Origin of the sequence: Veillonella sp. 3627, from assembly GCF_003992195.1 — a bacterium.
Lineage (GTDB): Bacteria > Bacillota > Negativicutes > Veillonellales > Veillonellaceae > F0422.
The window spans coordinates 247,065-261,874 of sequence record NZ_RQVG01000001.1 but is presented as its reverse complement, the minus strand read 5'-3'; the positions used below and the strand labels follow the sequence as shown (position 1 = coordinate 261,874).

Annotated in this window: 17 protein-coding genes; 15 read left to right on the top strand and 2 right to left on the bottom strand. The window is 39.7% G+C overall.

What is annotated here, in order from left to right; all coding sequences use genetic code 11:
* The first annotated feature begins 66 nt into the window (after window positions 1-66).
* Genes EO114_RS01225 through trxA form a run of 4 tightly spaced genes read left to right on the top strand, consistent with a single transcriptional unit; the run spans window position 67 to window position 3,747 of the window.
* Entirely contained in the window at window positions 67-2,079 is a 2,013-nt protein-coding gene (locus EO114_RS01225; protein WP_126941015.1) for an ABC-F family ATP-binding cassette domain-containing protein, read from the top strand.
* A gap of 9 nt (window positions 2,080-2,088) precedes the next feature.
* The gene (gluQRS, locus tag EO114_RS01220) at window positions 2,089-3,015 is read left to right on the top strand and encodes a tRNA glutamyl-Q(34) synthetase GluQRS (protein ID WP_126941014.1); all 927 of its coding nucleotides are present in this window, start codon (window positions 2,089-2,091) and stop codon (window positions 3,013-3,015) included.
* A 24-nt stretch (window positions 3,016-3,039) separates the two neighbouring features.
* Entirely contained in the window at window positions 3,040-3,411 is a 372-nt protein-coding gene (locus tag EO114_RS01215; RefSeq protein ID WP_062402516.1) for a CoA-binding protein, read from the top strand.
* Window positions 3,412-3,423: 12 nt separating this feature from the next.
* Window positions 3,424-3,747 (top strand): thioredoxin, encoded by a 324-nt coding sequence (gene trxA / locus EO114_RS01210; protein ID WP_009354160.1) that lies wholly within the window; start codon window positions 3,424-3,426, stop codon window positions 3,745-3,747.
* Between the two features lie 42 nt (window positions 3,748-3,789).
* Here the strand turns inward: trxA and EO114_RS01205 are convergent, their stop codons facing one another.
* Window positions 3,790-5,118, bottom strand: a complete 1,329-nt coding sequence (locus EO114_RS01205) for a threonine/serine exporter ThrE family protein (RefSeq protein WP_062402519.1) — start codon at window positions 5,116-5,118, stop codon at window positions 3,790-3,792.
* Between the two features lies 1 nt (window position 5,119).
* A complete protein-coding gene (locus EO114_RS01200; RefSeq protein ID WP_231723410.1) occupies window positions 5,120-5,386 on the bottom strand; it encodes a DUF896 domain-containing protein in 267 nt (88 codons plus the stop codon).
* Window positions 5,387-5,537: 151 nt separating this feature from the next.
* Between EO114_RS01200 and nth the strand changes: the two genes are divergently transcribed.
* The 11 genes from nth (at window position 5,538) to surE (ending at window position 14,755) form a co-directional block, all read left to right on the top strand.
* Window positions 5,538-6,173 carry an endonuclease III gene (gene nth, locus EO114_RS01195; RefSeq protein ID WP_009354082.1) on the top strand — a complete coding sequence of 212 codons (636 nt, stop codon included), beginning with the start codon at window positions 5,538-5,540 and terminating at the stop codon, window positions 6,171-6,173.
* 1 nt (window position 6,174) lies between these two features.
* Window positions 6,175-7,677, top strand: a complete 1,503-nt coding sequence (locus EO114_RS01190) for a hypothetical protein (protein ID WP_127061075.1) — start codon at window positions 6,175-6,177, stop codon at window positions 7,675-7,677.
* A 2-nt stretch (window positions 7,678-7,679) separates the two neighbouring features.
* Window positions 7,680-7,970, top strand: coding sequence for a YdbC family protein (locus tag EO114_RS01185; protein WP_009354108.1), 291 nt, complete (start codon window positions 7,680-7,682; stop codon window positions 7,968-7,970).
* An 86-nt stretch (window positions 7,971-8,056) separates the two neighbouring features.
* Window positions 8,057-8,254: a 50S ribosomal protein L31 gene (rpmE, locus tag EO114_RS01180; RefSeq protein ID WP_009354094.1), complete on the top strand. Its 198-nt coding sequence runs from the start codon at window positions 8,057-8,059 to the stop codon at window positions 8,252-8,254.
* A gap of 72 nt (window positions 8,255-8,326) precedes the next feature.
* Window positions 8,327-9,217 carry a DUF1385 domain-containing protein gene (locus tag EO114_RS01175; protein WP_062402528.1) on the top strand — a complete coding sequence of 297 codons (891 nt, stop codon included), beginning with the start codon at window positions 8,327-8,329 and terminating at the stop codon, window positions 9,215-9,217.
* Between the two features lie 12 nt (window positions 9,218-9,229).
* Window positions 9,230-10,312, top strand: coding sequence for a peptide chain release factor 1 (gene prfA / locus EO114_RS01170; RefSeq protein WP_062402531.1), 1,083 nt, complete (start codon window positions 9,230-9,232; stop codon window positions 10,310-10,312).
* Window positions 10,305-11,261, top strand: a complete 957-nt coding sequence (prmC, locus tag EO114_RS01165) for a peptide chain release factor N(5)-glutamine methyltransferase (RefSeq protein ID WP_127061073.1) — start codon at window positions 10,305-10,307, stop codon at window positions 11,259-11,261. Before prfA ends, prmC begins: the two co-directional genes overlap by 8 nt.
* 264 nt (window positions 11,262-11,525) lie before the next feature.
* Window positions 11,526-12,620, top strand: a complete 1,095-nt coding sequence (locus EO114_RS01160) for an L-threonylcarbamoyladenylate synthase (RefSeq protein ID WP_127061071.1) — start codon at window positions 11,526-11,528, stop codon at window positions 12,618-12,620.
* Between the two features lie 156 nt (window positions 12,621-12,776).
* Complete coding sequence (locus EO114_RS01155; RefSeq protein WP_127061069.1) at window positions 12,777-13,220, top strand: low molecular weight protein arginine phosphatase; 444 nt, start codon at window positions 12,777-12,779, stop codon at window positions 13,218-13,220.
* A 176-nt stretch (window positions 13,221-13,396) separates the two neighbouring features.
* Entirely contained in the window at window positions 13,397-13,834 is a 438-nt protein-coding gene (gene rpiB / locus EO114_RS01150) for a ribose 5-phosphate isomerase B (RefSeq protein WP_127061067.1), read from the top strand.
* Between the two features lie 159 nt (window positions 13,835-13,993).
* The gene (gene surE / locus EO114_RS01145; RefSeq protein ID WP_127061065.1) at window positions 13,994-14,755 is read left to right on the top strand and encodes a 5'/3'-nucleotidase SurE; all 762 of its coding nucleotides are present in this window, start codon (window positions 13,994-13,996) and stop codon (window positions 14,753-14,755) included.
* Window positions 14,756-14,810 lie beyond the last annotated feature (55 nt).

The window sequence follows — 14,810 nt, the reverse complement described above, 5'->3', positions numbered from 1 at the left end:
TTTTTTAGATACTATGTATTGGTAATACTTTTGTATAAGGAATAAAAATAGGATAGGGGAAGTATTTTGGAACAGATCCGAATAGAAAAACTAGGGAAATCCTTTGGGATACGAGAAATTTTCTCTAATGTATCTTTTACCATACGACAAGGAGAACGTCTCGCTTTAGTTGGCCCGAATGGGGCAGGTAAATCGACGTTGATGAAATGCATACTAGGCATAGAAGAACATGATGCGGGGATCATTGTGAAAGACAGTAGTATCACTATAGGCTATTTACAGCAAGATGTAAATTTAGGTGATGCTAGTTTAGAAGAAGAAATTCAAACGGCTTGGGCTGATGTACAGCACTTAGAATCCCAGTTAGAAGCGTTAACGACAGAATTAGAAAATCGAGATGCCACAGAACAGGACTTGCGTCGTTTATCCTATTTACAAGAGCGATTAGAATGGCTTGGTGGCTATGATTATGAAAAACAAAGCCAACGTATTGCTTATGGGTTAGGATTTAGTGACGAAGATTTAAAGAAGAAAGCCAGTGAATTTTCTGGGGGACAAAAAACGCGTATTAACTTGGCGAAAGCCTTGGTGCGTCGTCCTGATTTTTTATTTCTTGATGAGCCTACTAACCATCTAGATATGCCAATGTTAGAGTGGTTAGAGGGATATTTAAAATCCTATAAAGGTGGCATTGTCATTATCAGTCATGACCGATATTTCTTAGATCAAGTGGCGACAGAAGTGGTAGAATTATCTCATCATAAAGTGCATACCTATAAAGGTAATTATAGCCAGTTCTTGAAACAACGAGAGCAGCAACGAGTGGCGTATCAACGTGCGTATGAAAAGCAACAGGAACACATTCGTAAAACGGAAGAATATATTGACAAATATCGAGCAGGCATAAAATCTAAAATGGCTCGTGGTCGTCAATCACAGTTAGATAGACTAGAAAGATTAGAGGCACCAGACCAAGATAGAGAGTTTGCTTTTACCTTTCCTAAGGCAGAAATGAGTGCAGACAGAGTGTTGATGGTGGAAGATGTGTCCATTGGATATGATGTAGAACATCCAGTGGCTACACATATTACAACGACCTTACGTCGAGGAGATGTGGTAGGCTTAATTGGTGCGAATGGAGCTGGAAAATCGACTTTTGTAAAAACAATTATGGGGGAACTTAATACACTGGATGGATCGATTACAACTGGAAATCGTGTACAGACAGGATATTTCTCGCAAGAACATGAAGAATTACACCCTAGTTGGTCTGTGTTACAAGAGATCATGGCTCCTTATGATATGTCAGAAGAATCTGCTCGTAGCGTATTAGGTGCCTTTCGATTTAGAGGTGATGATGTATTCAAGTTAATAGGAGATTTATCTGGTGGAGAACGTGCTAGGGTAGCTTTATTACAGTTATTTTTAGAAGGCCGTAACTTCTTAATCCTTGACGAACCGACAAATCATTTAGACATCCCTACACGAGAAACAGTGGAGCAAGCCTTACAACAGTTTGAGGGCACATTGCTCATTATTTCCCATGACAGATATTTGTTGGATGCTGTGGCAAAACGCATTGTGGTCTTAGATAATGGTGGCATTGAAGAGTTTCATGGCAATTATTCGTATTATAAAGAAAAAATGTTGGAACGATCAGTGTTAGCAGCCCAACGATTAGAAGTTGAGCAGATGAAACGCAACAATATGTCCAGCAATACAGCAGGAAAGGCCGACAATGCTGGAGGTACAGCAGTGAGTACTGATTCTAATGGTGAGATACATAAAGGTATATCTGAGGCTGCTATAACAGAGGAACAAGATACTAGCTATTCAGAAGCAGTGACAGCCCCTAAAAAGAAAACGAATTCTTTTATGCTGGAAAAGGAATTAGCCAAAGTAGAATCAGATATTGCAAGGTATGAGGCGACAGTTAAAATGTATACGGTACAGCTACAGGACCCATCTATACAAGGAGATATATCAGAATATGAACGATTGTCTCAAGAGTTAGCCAATACAACATCACAGTTAGAGGCTCTCTATGAGAGGTGGGAACACCTTAGCGAAGAGGCCTAGGAGGTTTCTATGAAAGGTCGTTTTGCACCCAGTCCTACAGGCCATATGCATGTAGGGAATTTGTGGGTAGCATTTTTGTCCTATTGGTCTGCACGGCATCAAGATGGTGAATATATAGTGCGCATAGAAGATGTAGATACACAACGGTCTAAACCAATCTATGCAGAACATATACTAGAAGATTTATCTTGGCTTGGTTTTACTTGGGACGAAGCACCTACGTATCAATCCGAACGTTTGGATATATACGAGAGATATTTACAAGAATTACATAGCCAAAAACGGTTATATCCGTGTTATTGTAATCGAGCGCGCTTACAGGAAATCAGTAGCGCTCCTCATCAAGGTGAAGCCAATCATGTGTACGATGGATATTGTTTAACCCATGAGCCGACTATAGGTGAAAGACCACCTTCTTGGCGATTTCATATGGAGAATATAAAAGGATCCTTTCTGGACATATATCGAGGCACGATAGATTATGAAATCCAATCTTGTAATGATGATATCGTGTTAAAGCGATGGGATGGAATGATTGCCTATCATTTGGCGGTGGTCATTGATGATTATGAAATGGGTGTCACAGAAGTAGTTCGTGGTAATGATTTACTGCCTGTGACGGGTCATCAAATTGCGCTGGCCCAAGCCTTGGGGTTTCCTTCTTTGCAATATGGTCATGCCCCTATGCTAGTGGATGCAGAAGGGTATCGTCTGTCTAAACGGCAACAAAGTATAACCATACGTGATCTGCAGAACCAAGGGGCTACACCAGAGAGATTGTGGGCATGGTTTGCATTAGAAACAGGATTACTCACAAAGGGGGACTTACCTCTTAGCGGTCACATAGGGCTTTCAGAACTATTGGAGATTACAATTCCAAAGAAACTATTAAAACAAGATACAATTAAATTGACAAATTTCGATATTATGGTATGATAGTACAGTAACGAGGTGATACGTATGTCAATGGAAACAGCGATCCAAGAAAAAACGTGGGCCGTTTTAGGTGCCACAACAAGAACCGATAAGTTCGGATATAAGATTTTCAAACATCTTGTCAATAAAGGATATACAGTGTATCCAGTGAATCCTAATATTACATCTATCGATGGCGTACAATGCTATCCAAGCTTGCATGAGTTGCCAGTAGTACCTACTGTAGTCGACTTTGTTGTGCCAGAAAAAGTTGGTTTAGAAGCTCTAGATAGTTGTAAAGAGTTAGGGGTTAAGACCGTTTGGCTACAACCAGGTGCGGATAAACCGGCAGTAGTGAAAAAGGCAACTGAATTAGGTCTTGAAGTGATTCAAGACTGTGTATTGATTCAAATTTAATAGGAGGCTTATATGAGCGCAATTATTGATGTAACATCTGCAAATTTTAAAGAAGTAGTAGCAACAAATGATAAAGTAACTGTTGTAGATTTCTGGGCACCATGGTGTGGATACTGTGTTCGCATGATGCCAGTATATGATGAATTGGCAGCTGCCTTAGGCGACAAAGTGACATTAACAAAAGTAAACACTGATGAACAACCTGAATTGGCACAATTCTTCAAAATTGAAATTCTTCCTACTTTTGCTATCTTCAAAAATGGTGAAATCGTAGATCGCAAAATCGGTTTCATTCCATTAGAAGAATTAAAAGCAGCTGTAGAAGCTCATCTATAATACACAAAAAGGACTGATATCTTTGAGATATCAGTCCTTTTCTTATGTATACCGTTTATCTAATAAACTTTCTAGTTTTTTCTCTTTTCTAGCATCTAATATTTTACCAGCTAGAATAGAAGGAATAGCAACGCCCACACCGATGGATATGATGATTAGGATGGCAGTGACTCCACTTTGAATGGCTTCGACTAAGGTTGCAGATGTGAGAGAATTAATATGTAACATGGCATATAAAAATCGATAGATAAATACGCCAGGTACAAGAGGAATCGCTGATGGAATCGCTAATACTTTAGAGGATGTATGGGAATAACGAGCTGCTTTCAGAGAAAATAAACTGACCATAGCAGCAGCGATGAAAGTAGCGCCAAACACAGAAAATCCTAAGTATAATATGAGCGTATTTTTTACTAAAATAGCAATGAGGCCACCAATACCTATGAGTGGGAGTAGACGCTTTGGAGTATAAAACATGACAGCATAGCCTGCAGCACCCACAACGGCAGCACCTAATAAAACAATGGAAATGCTGTCTGGAACAATACTTAAATGGGTGAAATCATAAGAATGATTGAAGTATTGAGCCATGCTAATCCCTACAGTCATACTGCCCACAATGAGTAACGTATGTACAGATCGAGATATTCCTGCCAAAATGTAGTTGTTTAGCAAATCATCGACTGTATTAATGAGAGGAATGCCAGGAACCATAAACAATGTGCAAGCAATCATAGCATAGATGACATCGGCAGAGTCAAAAATACATCCGGATAGAAAGGCTAATCCAGAAGATACCGCAGCAGCACAGGCGATACTGATATACCCATTAATTTGAAAACGTTTTAATATCAATTGTATAATAAATCCAAGGAGAGCGCAGAATGTTGTAATCCATGCAGAGATAATAGTACCCCCAAATAAGATAGGAAAAGCACCACAGGCAAATCCTGCAAAGATGGCAGATGTGGCATCCGAATGGGGAGGATCTTTTTTAGCAATCTCTTCGAGTTTTTGGGAAAATTCATCAAGAGTATACTCATTACGTAATGCAGTCCAAGTTAAGACACTAATGGCGGAAATAATATCCATATTAGCACCTAAATATTGGACATTTCTAAAGGATGTAAAGCAATCTTCTGGACTATGAATATTAATTAAAATATTAGAGTAGGCAATATGGATATGAAGATGATCTGCTGGAATTCCCATATATGCGGCTGCGCGACGCATATCTCGAACAATTTGGTTCGCATTGGCTCCATTTTCAGATAATAAACAGCCCATACGAAGTAGAATTTTTACCTTTTTTCTGATTTCCACAAAGGGTTCTTCTAAAATGCGCAAATCCTTTTCTGTGTATTGAGACATATTAATACTTCTTCCGTAAGTGTTTTATGTCTAAATCTACATCCACTTCCACAGTATCTGCTTCAGGTTCAGCATCTACAAACTCAATAGATTCCAAATGTTGTACCACTTGGGCACGGATAAAACCTAAATACACTTCATATAAATCTTTCTTTTCTGCTAATTCTTCTTCTGTTAAAGTTTGACCAGATTTTTTTTTCGCTGCCAATGCATTAATGCGTGTTAATGCTTCTTCCATGGTCATTTCTTTTTTTTCTTGTTCAGTCATAGATAATCTCCTTATTTGTTAGTAGACTTTCTTTATGGTATGATACTTTATATACTTGGTTAGATGAAAGTATCTAATCGATGATATTCATTGTAGATTTATATTATAACACAATTTATATAGTTTTTTCATCTTAGAGGAGAAGGCTCCGATGCGAATCACAAAAGCCATCAAGGCAGAGCAAATACGAATATTGGGAGAAGTCTACCATGATGCAAAACCGGCACTAGAATTTACTACGCCTTTTGAATTACTAGTAGCAGTTGCATTATCTGCACAATGTACTGACGAACGAGTCAACATTGTAACAAAACGACTCTTTCCGAAATATAGCGATCCTAAAGACATGTATGAATTAGGTATACCTGGATTAGAGGCGCTCATTAAAGATTGCGGGTTATATCGTTCTAAAGCTAAACATATTCATGAAACATGCAAAATTTTAGTGGAACAACACAATAGTGAAGTGCCCCGAGATTTTGATACCTTAGTCACATTGCCAGGGGTTGGTCGTAAAACAGCCAATGTATTAGTATCCATACTATTTGATACACCAGCCATTGCGGTAGACACGCATGTGTTCCGTGTATCCAATCGCTTAGGTATTGCTAAGGGTAAAACACCAGACGAAGTAGAAAAGAAACTGAAAAAAGCAATTCCTATGGAACACTGGAGTGCCGCACATCATTGGATGATCTGGCACGGTCGAAAAATTTGTAAAGCACGAAAACCATTATGTGACGAATGTCCTTTATATGATGTATGCCAATCGGCAGGGAAGGTATAGTATGACAGAACAAATGAGACATCTCATAGAAACTTTTACAAAAGTAGGTGTTACAGGTCCTGCTATCGTACAGGAAATAGCAAGATTCCGTGTATTAGATCAAATCATCACCCAAAGCGGTGAAGTCCGTGAGTGGGGGATTACGCCGAAAGAATTGTTTGAGCTTGCTCAAACATCCACAGTAGATATGTTTGGACCCTTGCCATATGATGAAGCAGGCTTTAAGGACATTTACGGCATTTCCTTTAGCGTAGAATTAATGGATTTCATCAGTGCTACTGGCTATTATGAAGGTGTGTCCGCAGGTCGTCAATGGACTGTACCGTTCAAAGAAGTTATCGACTTCCACAAGAATACAGAAGGTATAATTCTTTTTGCCTATTTTGAGGAATATGCAGCCATTGCAGAAGAAATAATGCAAACCCTTCCCACAGATCGTTTGCTGTTTTATACAGCCTCTGAAAGCTGCTATGACCTATTCCGTAGTCTATATCCATTAGCACCAGTGATCAATGAATGGCCAGAAGATGTTATCTTTGACCACATTGTAGCAGCTACATCTGGCATGTTCACAGCACCAGTAACGACGATGGAAGAAATGGCGGCTCGTGTGAATAATGTAAGCGAAAAAGGCACTGTACGTTACTTCATTCCAGTGTCTGCCGTACAAGATCAGTTGAATATGAATCGAGTAGCCTTACAGTTCATGATTCTTCAAAATCATTTAGAAGTCGTTCGAGAATGGGCCCCATTGCAAACCTATGAATTCCGCTATGGCTTAGGACCTGTGAAAAAAGTAGATTTATCCATTTGTGAAATCGTTGAAGATGGGTATAAGCAAACCAACTTCATTCCATTGCCTCACGAAGTTTTGGCATCTATGGAAACATTTAGTTTGGCTCACTATGGACTTTCACTATATGGTGTACAAGTAAGTATGAATCCAAAACATCCAACCATGGGTGAAGATGGATATATGCATGGAGACTATCGTATTCCAACATACATGCAACGCATGTTTGAAGCTTTGGAGGGATATTATTTACAAGTATCTATGAAAGGCATCGATGTGTCTGTTACATTGGAGCAAAAGAGTGGCATTCCTTTAGGGGCATCCCCAGAGAATGAAGCCGTACAGTATGCGATGGAACAATCTGTTTTACAAGATAATACAGTAGAATATCGTTGGTATTTTAACCATCCAAGTGCACCATTCTTATGGTATACGTATTTCAATAGTGAAGAAGGAAAACGAGTAGTACGTACATTAGCGTCCATGGTAACTACCACACCAGCCTTATTACAATTAATGGGTAGTTGCCGTCGTCAAGTGGTGAAAGAAGAGGCGTTGGCTACATTTACTACAAGCTTTACCACTTCATTAGAACAATATGAAACAGAAAAAGTGCAAGCTGAAACAAACTGGGGCAATGCATTAGCCACACTAGCTAGTGAGGTTGTACCAGTGCCAACAGAAACGAATACAGAAGCAGAGGAGGGCTAATCATGGCTGTGGTGAATTATTCAATTTATAAAGTACTAGGTACGTTGTCAGAAAATAAAGATGGCATGAAAAAGCAATTAACATGCACAAGCTGGGGACGTTACAATCCTAAATTCGATATCCGTGCTTGGGATGAGGATTACTCACAAATGACAAAAGGTGTAACCTTAACATTAGAAGAAATTTTAGAACTAAAAGAAATCTTAAACTCTGTAGATTTAGAAGAAGCTTTAGAAGAAGCAAAACAAGAACGAGCAGAGGCTAAAAAATTAGAAGCAGAAAAATCTGAATAAGTCATAGTCCCTAGTATTGCATAGAGTATAGCATTCGTGATATAATCTATAGGAAAAGTTTAGACGTTGAAAAGAGGTGTATATACATGAAAGAAGGAATTCATCCTAATTATGCGGAAGCAACTGTAACTTGCGGTTGTGGAAACACATTCAAAACTGGTTCTGTTAAAGGTGATCTTCGCGTGGACGTTTGCTCCAACTGCCATCCATTCTTTACAGGCCAACAACGTGCGGCTAAAGCTCGCGGTCGTATCGAACAATTTAACAAACGTTACGGCAAATAATTACGTAAATAACCTATACAAATTAATTGGCAGAGCTAAGGCTCTGCCTATATTTGTTTTACAGGAGACCCTATGACTCAGGAACGAGTAAAAAAATATGTAGGTGGACAAGCCGTCATTGAAGGGGTTATGATGCGTGGTCCTAAGATTATGGCCACAGCTTGTCGAAAACCAGATGGAACCATCACGGTTAAAGAAGAACCTACGAAATCTATCCAAGACAAGTATCCCGTATTAAAGTTGCCGTTTCTGCGTGGAGTAGTAGCTTTATTTGAATCCTTAGTGATTGGTATGAAAGCCTTATCCTTTTCGGCACAGGCCTCTGGAGAAGAAGAGGAAGAGGTATCCAACAAAGAAATTGCCATCACTATGGCTGTATCTGTACTCATTGCAGCAGCATTATTTATCGCCTTACCGACATGGTTGGCAAAATTTATGCCAGGTGCAGGCACAGATCATATGATATTGAATTTATATGAAGGAATTATTCGTTTAATCCTTTTTTTATTATATATTTTTGCTATTGGACTCACTCCAGATATTAAGCGTGTCTTTCAGTATCATGGAGCAGAGCATAAAACGATACACACCTATGAAAATGATATGGAATTAACCGTGGAAAATGTGCGAAATCATTCTAGATTACATGCACGCTGCGGTACTAATTTCTTATTATTCGTCATGGTAGTGAGTATTATTGTATTCGCATTTCTAGGTTGGCCTAATTTAGTGGAACGTATAGTATCTAGATTAGCCTTGATGCCAGTGGTGGCTGGAATTTCCTATGAATTGATTCGCCTAGCTGGACGGACACAGCATCCACTCATGAAAGCCATCATTGCTCCTGGTTTGGCCCTACAATATATGACTACGAGAGAGCCAGAGGATGACCAAATTGAAGTGGCTATTCGAGCCTTACAATCTGTGCGACCTAGTGAAGAAGATGCTTACGAAGAAGATTAGAAAGGAGTCACCGTGTTAGTAGATAAACTGCAAGTGATTGAAGATAAATTTTTAGACTTGGAACAGCGCATTTCTGACCCAGATGTGATTGCTCGCCAAGAAGAATGGCGTAAACTGACTCGCCAACATGCGTCATTAACGGATACAGTGAACACATTCCGTCAATATAAACAAGTCTTAGCTGGCATTGAAGAAGCGTTAGAAGTACTAGGTGATAAAAGCCTAGATGAAGACTTCCGTGCTATGGCACAAGAAGAATTGAATGAATTAAAAGTTCGTCGAGATGAATTAGAAGCAGAATTACATATTTTGCTATTACCAAAAGATCCGAACGATGATAAAAATATTATCGTCGAAATTCGTGGCGGTGCCGGTGGTGATGAAGCCGCTTTGTTCGCAGGAGATTTATTCCGTATGTTTACAAAGTACGCAGAAACACAAGGCTGGAGATGTACCATCATCGATGCGAACGAGCCTGAATTAGGGGGCTTCAAAGAGGTCGTATTCTCCATCGAAGGCGACAGTGTATATTCTAAGTTAAAATTTGAAAGTGGCGTACACCGAGTGCAACGTGTTCCAGATACAGAATCTTCTGGACGTATCCATACGTCTACTGTAACGGTAGCGGTATTACCAGAAGCAGAAGATATCGACATCGAAATCAATGAAAAAGATTTGGAAATCGATACATACCGTGCATCTGGTGCAGGTGGACAGCACATTAATAAAACGGAGTCAGCTGTCCGTATTACACACAAACCATCTGGTATTGTGGTAGCTTGTCAGGATGAGCGTTCTCAGCTCAAAAACCGTGAAAAAGCAATGCGCGTATTGCGTGCTAAATTACAAGATAAAGCAGAGCAAGAAGCGACGTCCGCTATGGCAGCAGACCGTAAAAGCCAAGTGGGTACAGGGGATCGCTCCGAGCGTATTCGTACGTACAACTATCCACAAGGTCGTGTCACAGACCATCGCATTAACTTAACTTTATACAAATTAAATGCTGTATTAAATGGAGATATGGATGAATTAATTCAAGCCCTCATTACAGCAGAACAAGCCGCTAAAATGCAAGAGGCAAATCAACATGGATAATGAGTTATGGACTATTAGTCGCATGCTCCAATGGACAGAGCAGTATTTTCGCTCCAAAGGCATAGAATCAAGCCGCTTGGATGGGGAAGTACTGCTTTCTCATAGTTTGGGCTGTGACCGCATGTATTTATATGTCAACTTTGACCGACCTTTGGACAAAGCTGAATTAGATGCCTATCGACCTCTAGTGGTACAGCGTGCGAAGGGGTATAGCGTAGCCGCTATTACAGGGCATAAAGAATTTATGGGGTTAGACTTTCATGTGAACGAGCATGTATTGATTCCCCGTCCAGATACAGAAACCTTAATTGAAGATATGCTAGACCTTTATGAAGTAGATGCATCGCCACGCGTTTTAGACTTATGTACAGGTCCCGGTACCATTTTATTCAGTCTATTGCATTATTTGCCCAATGCCACTGGTGTAGGTGTAGATATTTCCAACAAAGCATTAGCAGTAGCTGAGGAGAATCGCGTATCCTTAGAATTAGCCGATGTTTCAAGGTTCTGTGAAAGTGATATAAAGCAACTATTAGAACAGGTGAAAGTAGGTAAAGGTACTGAATATAGTGCGCTGTTAGAGGCTTGTAAGTCTCTATTTGATGAACAACAAACATCCTTAGACGGTTTATTTGATATAATTGTGTCGAATCCACCGTATATTACCACCGCAGAGATGAACACATTATCTCAAGAAGTATTACATGAACCTCATATTGCCCTTCATGGAGGAACTACGGGATTAGAGTTTTATGTTCCTATCATTCGTGAAGGTTGGCGTCTAGTAAAAGACGGTGGATACCTTGCCATCGAAATTGGACAAGGTCAAGAAGAGGCTGTATCAAAGCTAGCTGCAGAAACAGGATACTATGGAGAACCAGTGTATCAACAAGATATAGCTGGTATTATTCGTGAAGTACGTTGGGAAGTACGACGCTCTTTTATATAAAATTTTGTTCGATACATGTAATAGTGGGGATAGAGCGCCATATACTTGTCCATAGATTTACGTTCCACTGAGATTTGCTCCGAAGTATATGGCACTCTATCTGTAGTAATCAACAATATCCTGTACAAACAAAAGTTTATATACGGCTCGCTTTGTGGAGGTAGGATGAGAGTCGAAAATTACTGTCTCATATAGTTTAAAATAAGTTTGTTATAAGTGATATAATAGTAAATAGGAAACAGTACATAGGAAAGGAGGTATGATATGGAAGTAGTAGAACATATTGAAACACAGGTATTGACTCCTGATGATGTAGAATTAGCCGGTACGTTGCTTCGTGTAGGCGATTTGGTGGCCATACCTACGGAGACGGTCTACGGCTTAGGAGCTAATGGACTGGCAGCAGATGCGATGGATCGTATTTATGCAGCCAAGGGGCGACCTTCTGATAATCCTTTAATTTTACATGTATGTGATCAGTCTATGGTACACCGTTTAGTGAAACATATCTCTCCTTTAGAACAAAGATTAATGGATACCTTTTGGCCAGGTCCTTTGACGATTACCTTTGAAAAGTCTGCGCTAGTGCCAGAGCGTGCGACCGGTGGACTTTCACGGGTGGCATTACGATGCCCAGACCATAAGGTGTGTCGTAAGATGATACGTATTGCGGGTGTGCCTATTGCAGCGCCTAGTGCCAATCGTTCAGGTCGGCCAAGTCCGACTACGGCAGAAGCAGTCTTACACGATATGAAAGGACGTATTCATGCTGTAGTAGATGCAGGGCCTTGTGAAATTGGCGTAGAATCTACAGTCGTACAAGTCGAAGATGATACGATAATTATCCTACGTCCCGGTGGTGTCACAAAAGAGATGCTAGAAATGGTGGCGGACCATGTGGTATATGATACGGCATTGCATGATCCTACAGAGGCGCCGAAAGCGCCAGGGATGAAATATCGCCATTATGCCCCTGATATGCCGGTACAAGTACTAGTGGGACAGTCATTAACAGTAGCGGAACACATGAAAGACATCATAGATAAGATGGTTCAGCAAGAAGCTATTTTACAGGAAGATTGCACAAGAAAGCCGAGAGTTGGGTTATTACTTTCAGAGAAAACTTTGGAAAATTTAAATACAGTACTTCCCAATTTTACACTTTCGGTAGATATCATTGTATATGGTGAACAAGCAGAGCCTATGGCATTGGCCAACCGTTTATATGATAGTTTATTACAGTTTAACGATATGGGTGTGGATACATTAATTGTGGAAGGCTGTGCTCCGGTAGGACTTGGTGTGGCCGTTATGAATCGCTTAGAGAAAGCCAGTGGTGGTCATGTACAATATATCTAAGGATGTTTGAAACGCTTGATGGGATGAGTGCAGTAGTTCTAAATATTGGTATGTTGATATATATCAGATATGGTTTTTCTTAATTGATTTTGTAAACGTGATGGCTAGACCATATTGGATGGTGTAAAATAGCTTTAAAGTGTAGTAGAGGTAATTATGAATTTATTGTTTGTTTGTACAGGGAATACCTGTCGTAGTCCCATGGGAGAAGGAATTGCCCGTGCTGTAGGGCGTGAACTTGGTATAGAGGTATTGACCTTATCCACAGGATTATTTTGCGTTCCTGGAGCTAAGGTGAGCGACGAAGCTGTGGAGGCAGTTCGTGAATTAGTAGGCGAAGATATTAGCGAACACAGCTCTCGCCCATTAAAAGTAGATTTTGTGAAAGCCGCAGATTATGTATTGGCAATGACAGAAGATCATAAAAAAATATTACTTCGCCAATTTCCTTTCGATAGTAAAAAAATTATGACCCTTGCTGAATTTGGTGGTGAAGTTGGGGACGTAGAAGACCCATTTGGACAATCTCAAGAAATATATACTAAAACAGCGGAACAGATTGTACGGTATGTACAACAAGGACTTGCATTGCATAAATAAGAATGCTCCAATTGATTCATCAAATAGATTGGATACCATAGTATATAAAGAATACTATAATTGCTTGTATGTATAAATCAACAATGCGGATATGTATCTACAATACAGGCGTATCTAAAGATATATATTAATAAGATACTATTTTATGAAGCTAGTATTAAATAAAGGAGGACGAAATGAAAGTAGCAGTTGGTTGTGATCATGGTGGATTTCATTTAAAAGAAGCGATTAAAGGCTTACTAGAGAAACAAGGCATTGAGTACAAAGATTTTGGTACGTACTCCACAGATTCCATGGATTATCCAGATGTGGCAAAACCATTGGCAGAAGCAGTAGCAGCTGGTGAATTTGATCGTGGTATTTTGACATGTGGTACAGGTATCGGTATCGGTATTGCAGCGAATAAAGTAAAAGGGGTTCGTGCTGCATTATGTCATGATACATTCTCTGCCCACGCTAGCCGTGAGCATAACAATGCCAACGTACTCACCATGGGTGAACGTGTTATCGGTCAAGGTTTGGCATTAGATATCGTTGACATTTGGTTGCACACTGAATTTGAAGGCGGTCGCCATGCAAAACGTGTGGATAAAATCTCCGCTATTGAAGAATAATATCGAACAAAGTAACGGCTGGTCCTAAAAATGGGCTAGCCGTTTTTATGTTCGATATAATTTTAAAATAAATATATTCGGAATCTTACAAATTATAGAAATATTAGTCAATTTACTATACAATAGTATATGTAATATTACTATTAGATAGGAGATACTATGCATATTTTATTAACAAATGACGACGGTTTATGGGCCCCAGGGATACAAGGATTAGCACAGGAGTTAGCAAAGCACTATCGAGTGACAATGGTGGCGCCTAAGGTGGAGCAAAGTGCTAAATCTAGTGCGTTAACGGTACAGGTACCGATTCGAGCAAAAGAAATGAGTGAAGAGGGAGAGAATCCTAGAATGCTCTTTGTAGAAGGGACACCAGTGGACTGTGTGAAATTCTCCTTGTCCTATTTATTGGAACAAGATCGTCCTGACTTAGTGGTATCTGGTATTAATCACGGATTTAATTTGGGTTCTGATGCGGTGTATTCAGGCACTGTTGGTGCCGCATTAGAAGGATTGATGTACGGCATTCCATCTTTGGCGCTATCTTTAGAGAAATATAGCGTGAAACGGATGGAAGAAATACTGCCCTTCATTACTGATTTTATCAAAGTCATGTACGAAGAGGGACACTACCAAGGTCTATTGAATGTTAACTTCTTAAAAGAAGGTCCTGTAGGTTGGGAGCAAGTGAAAGTATTCTATCAAGGCTTTCAAGAGTACACCAATGTTATCGATGTACGACAAGATGCCAAAGGCAGAGAATACTATTGGATTGTAGGGGACCAAGGATTCCAAAAGGAAGATAAACCAACCGATGTAGGACATATCAAGGAAGGATATATATCTGTGGTGCCTTTGACGTGGAAACAAGAAGATACAGAGCAAATTTCTGTGGTGGAACAGTTAATTGCAAATAAATAGCGTACAGTCATTAAAGTTTTACAACTCCATGGAGGCAGTATTAACTTTTGGATAT

Coding starts and splice junctions, on each gene's coding strand:
- gluQRS (WP_126941014.1), top strand. CDS start 2,089: ATGAAAGGTCGTTTTGCACCCAGTCCTACAGGCCATATGCATGTAGGG.
- EO114_RS01215 (WP_062402516.1), top strand. CDS start 3,040: ATGTCAATGGAAACAGCGATCCAAGAAAAAACGTGGGCCGTTTTAGGT.
- trxA (WP_009354160.1), top strand. CDS start 3,424: ATGAGCGCAATTATTGATGTAACATCTGCAAATTTTAAAGAAGTAGTA.
- EO114_RS01205 (WP_062402519.1), bottom strand. CDS start 5,118: ATGTCTCAATACACAGAAAAGGATTTGCGCATTTTAGAAGAACCCTTT.
- EO114_RS01200 (WP_231723410.1), bottom strand. CDS start 5,386: ATGACTGAACAAGAAAAAAAAGAAATGACCATGGAAGAAGCATTAACA.
- nth (WP_009354082.1), top strand. CDS start 5,538: ATGCGAATCACAAAAGCCATCAAGGCAGAGCAAATACGAATATTGGGA.
- EO114_RS01190 (WP_127061075.1), top strand. CDS start 6,175: ATGACAGAACAAATGAGACATCTCATAGAAACTTTTACAAAAGTAGGT.
- EO114_RS01185 (WP_009354108.1), top strand. CDS start 7,680: ATGGCTGTGGTGAATTATTCAATTTATAAAGTACTAGGTACGTTGTCA.
- rpmE (WP_009354094.1), top strand. CDS start 8,057: ATGAAAGAAGGAATTCATCCTAATTATGCGGAAGCAACTGTAACTTGC.
- EO114_RS01175 (WP_062402528.1), top strand. CDS start 8,327: ATGACTCAGGAACGAGTAAAAAAATATGTAGGTGGACAAGCCGTCATT.
- prmC (WP_127061073.1), top strand. CDS start 10,305: ATGGATAATGAGTTATGGACTATTAGTCGCATGCTCCAATGGACAGAG.
- EO114_RS01160 (WP_127061071.1), top strand. CDS start 11,526: ATGGAAGTAGTAGAACATATTGAAACACAGGTATTGACTCCTGATGAT.
- EO114_RS01155 (WP_127061069.1), top strand. CDS start 12,777: ATGAATTTATTGTTTGTTTGTACAGGGAATACCTGTCGTAGTCCCATG.
- rpiB (WP_127061067.1), top strand. CDS start 13,397: ATGAAAGTAGCAGTTGGTTGTGATCATGGTGGATTTCATTTAAAAGAA.
- surE (WP_127061065.1), top strand. CDS start 13,994: ATGCATATTTTATTAACAAATGACGACGGTTTATGGGCCCCAGGGATA.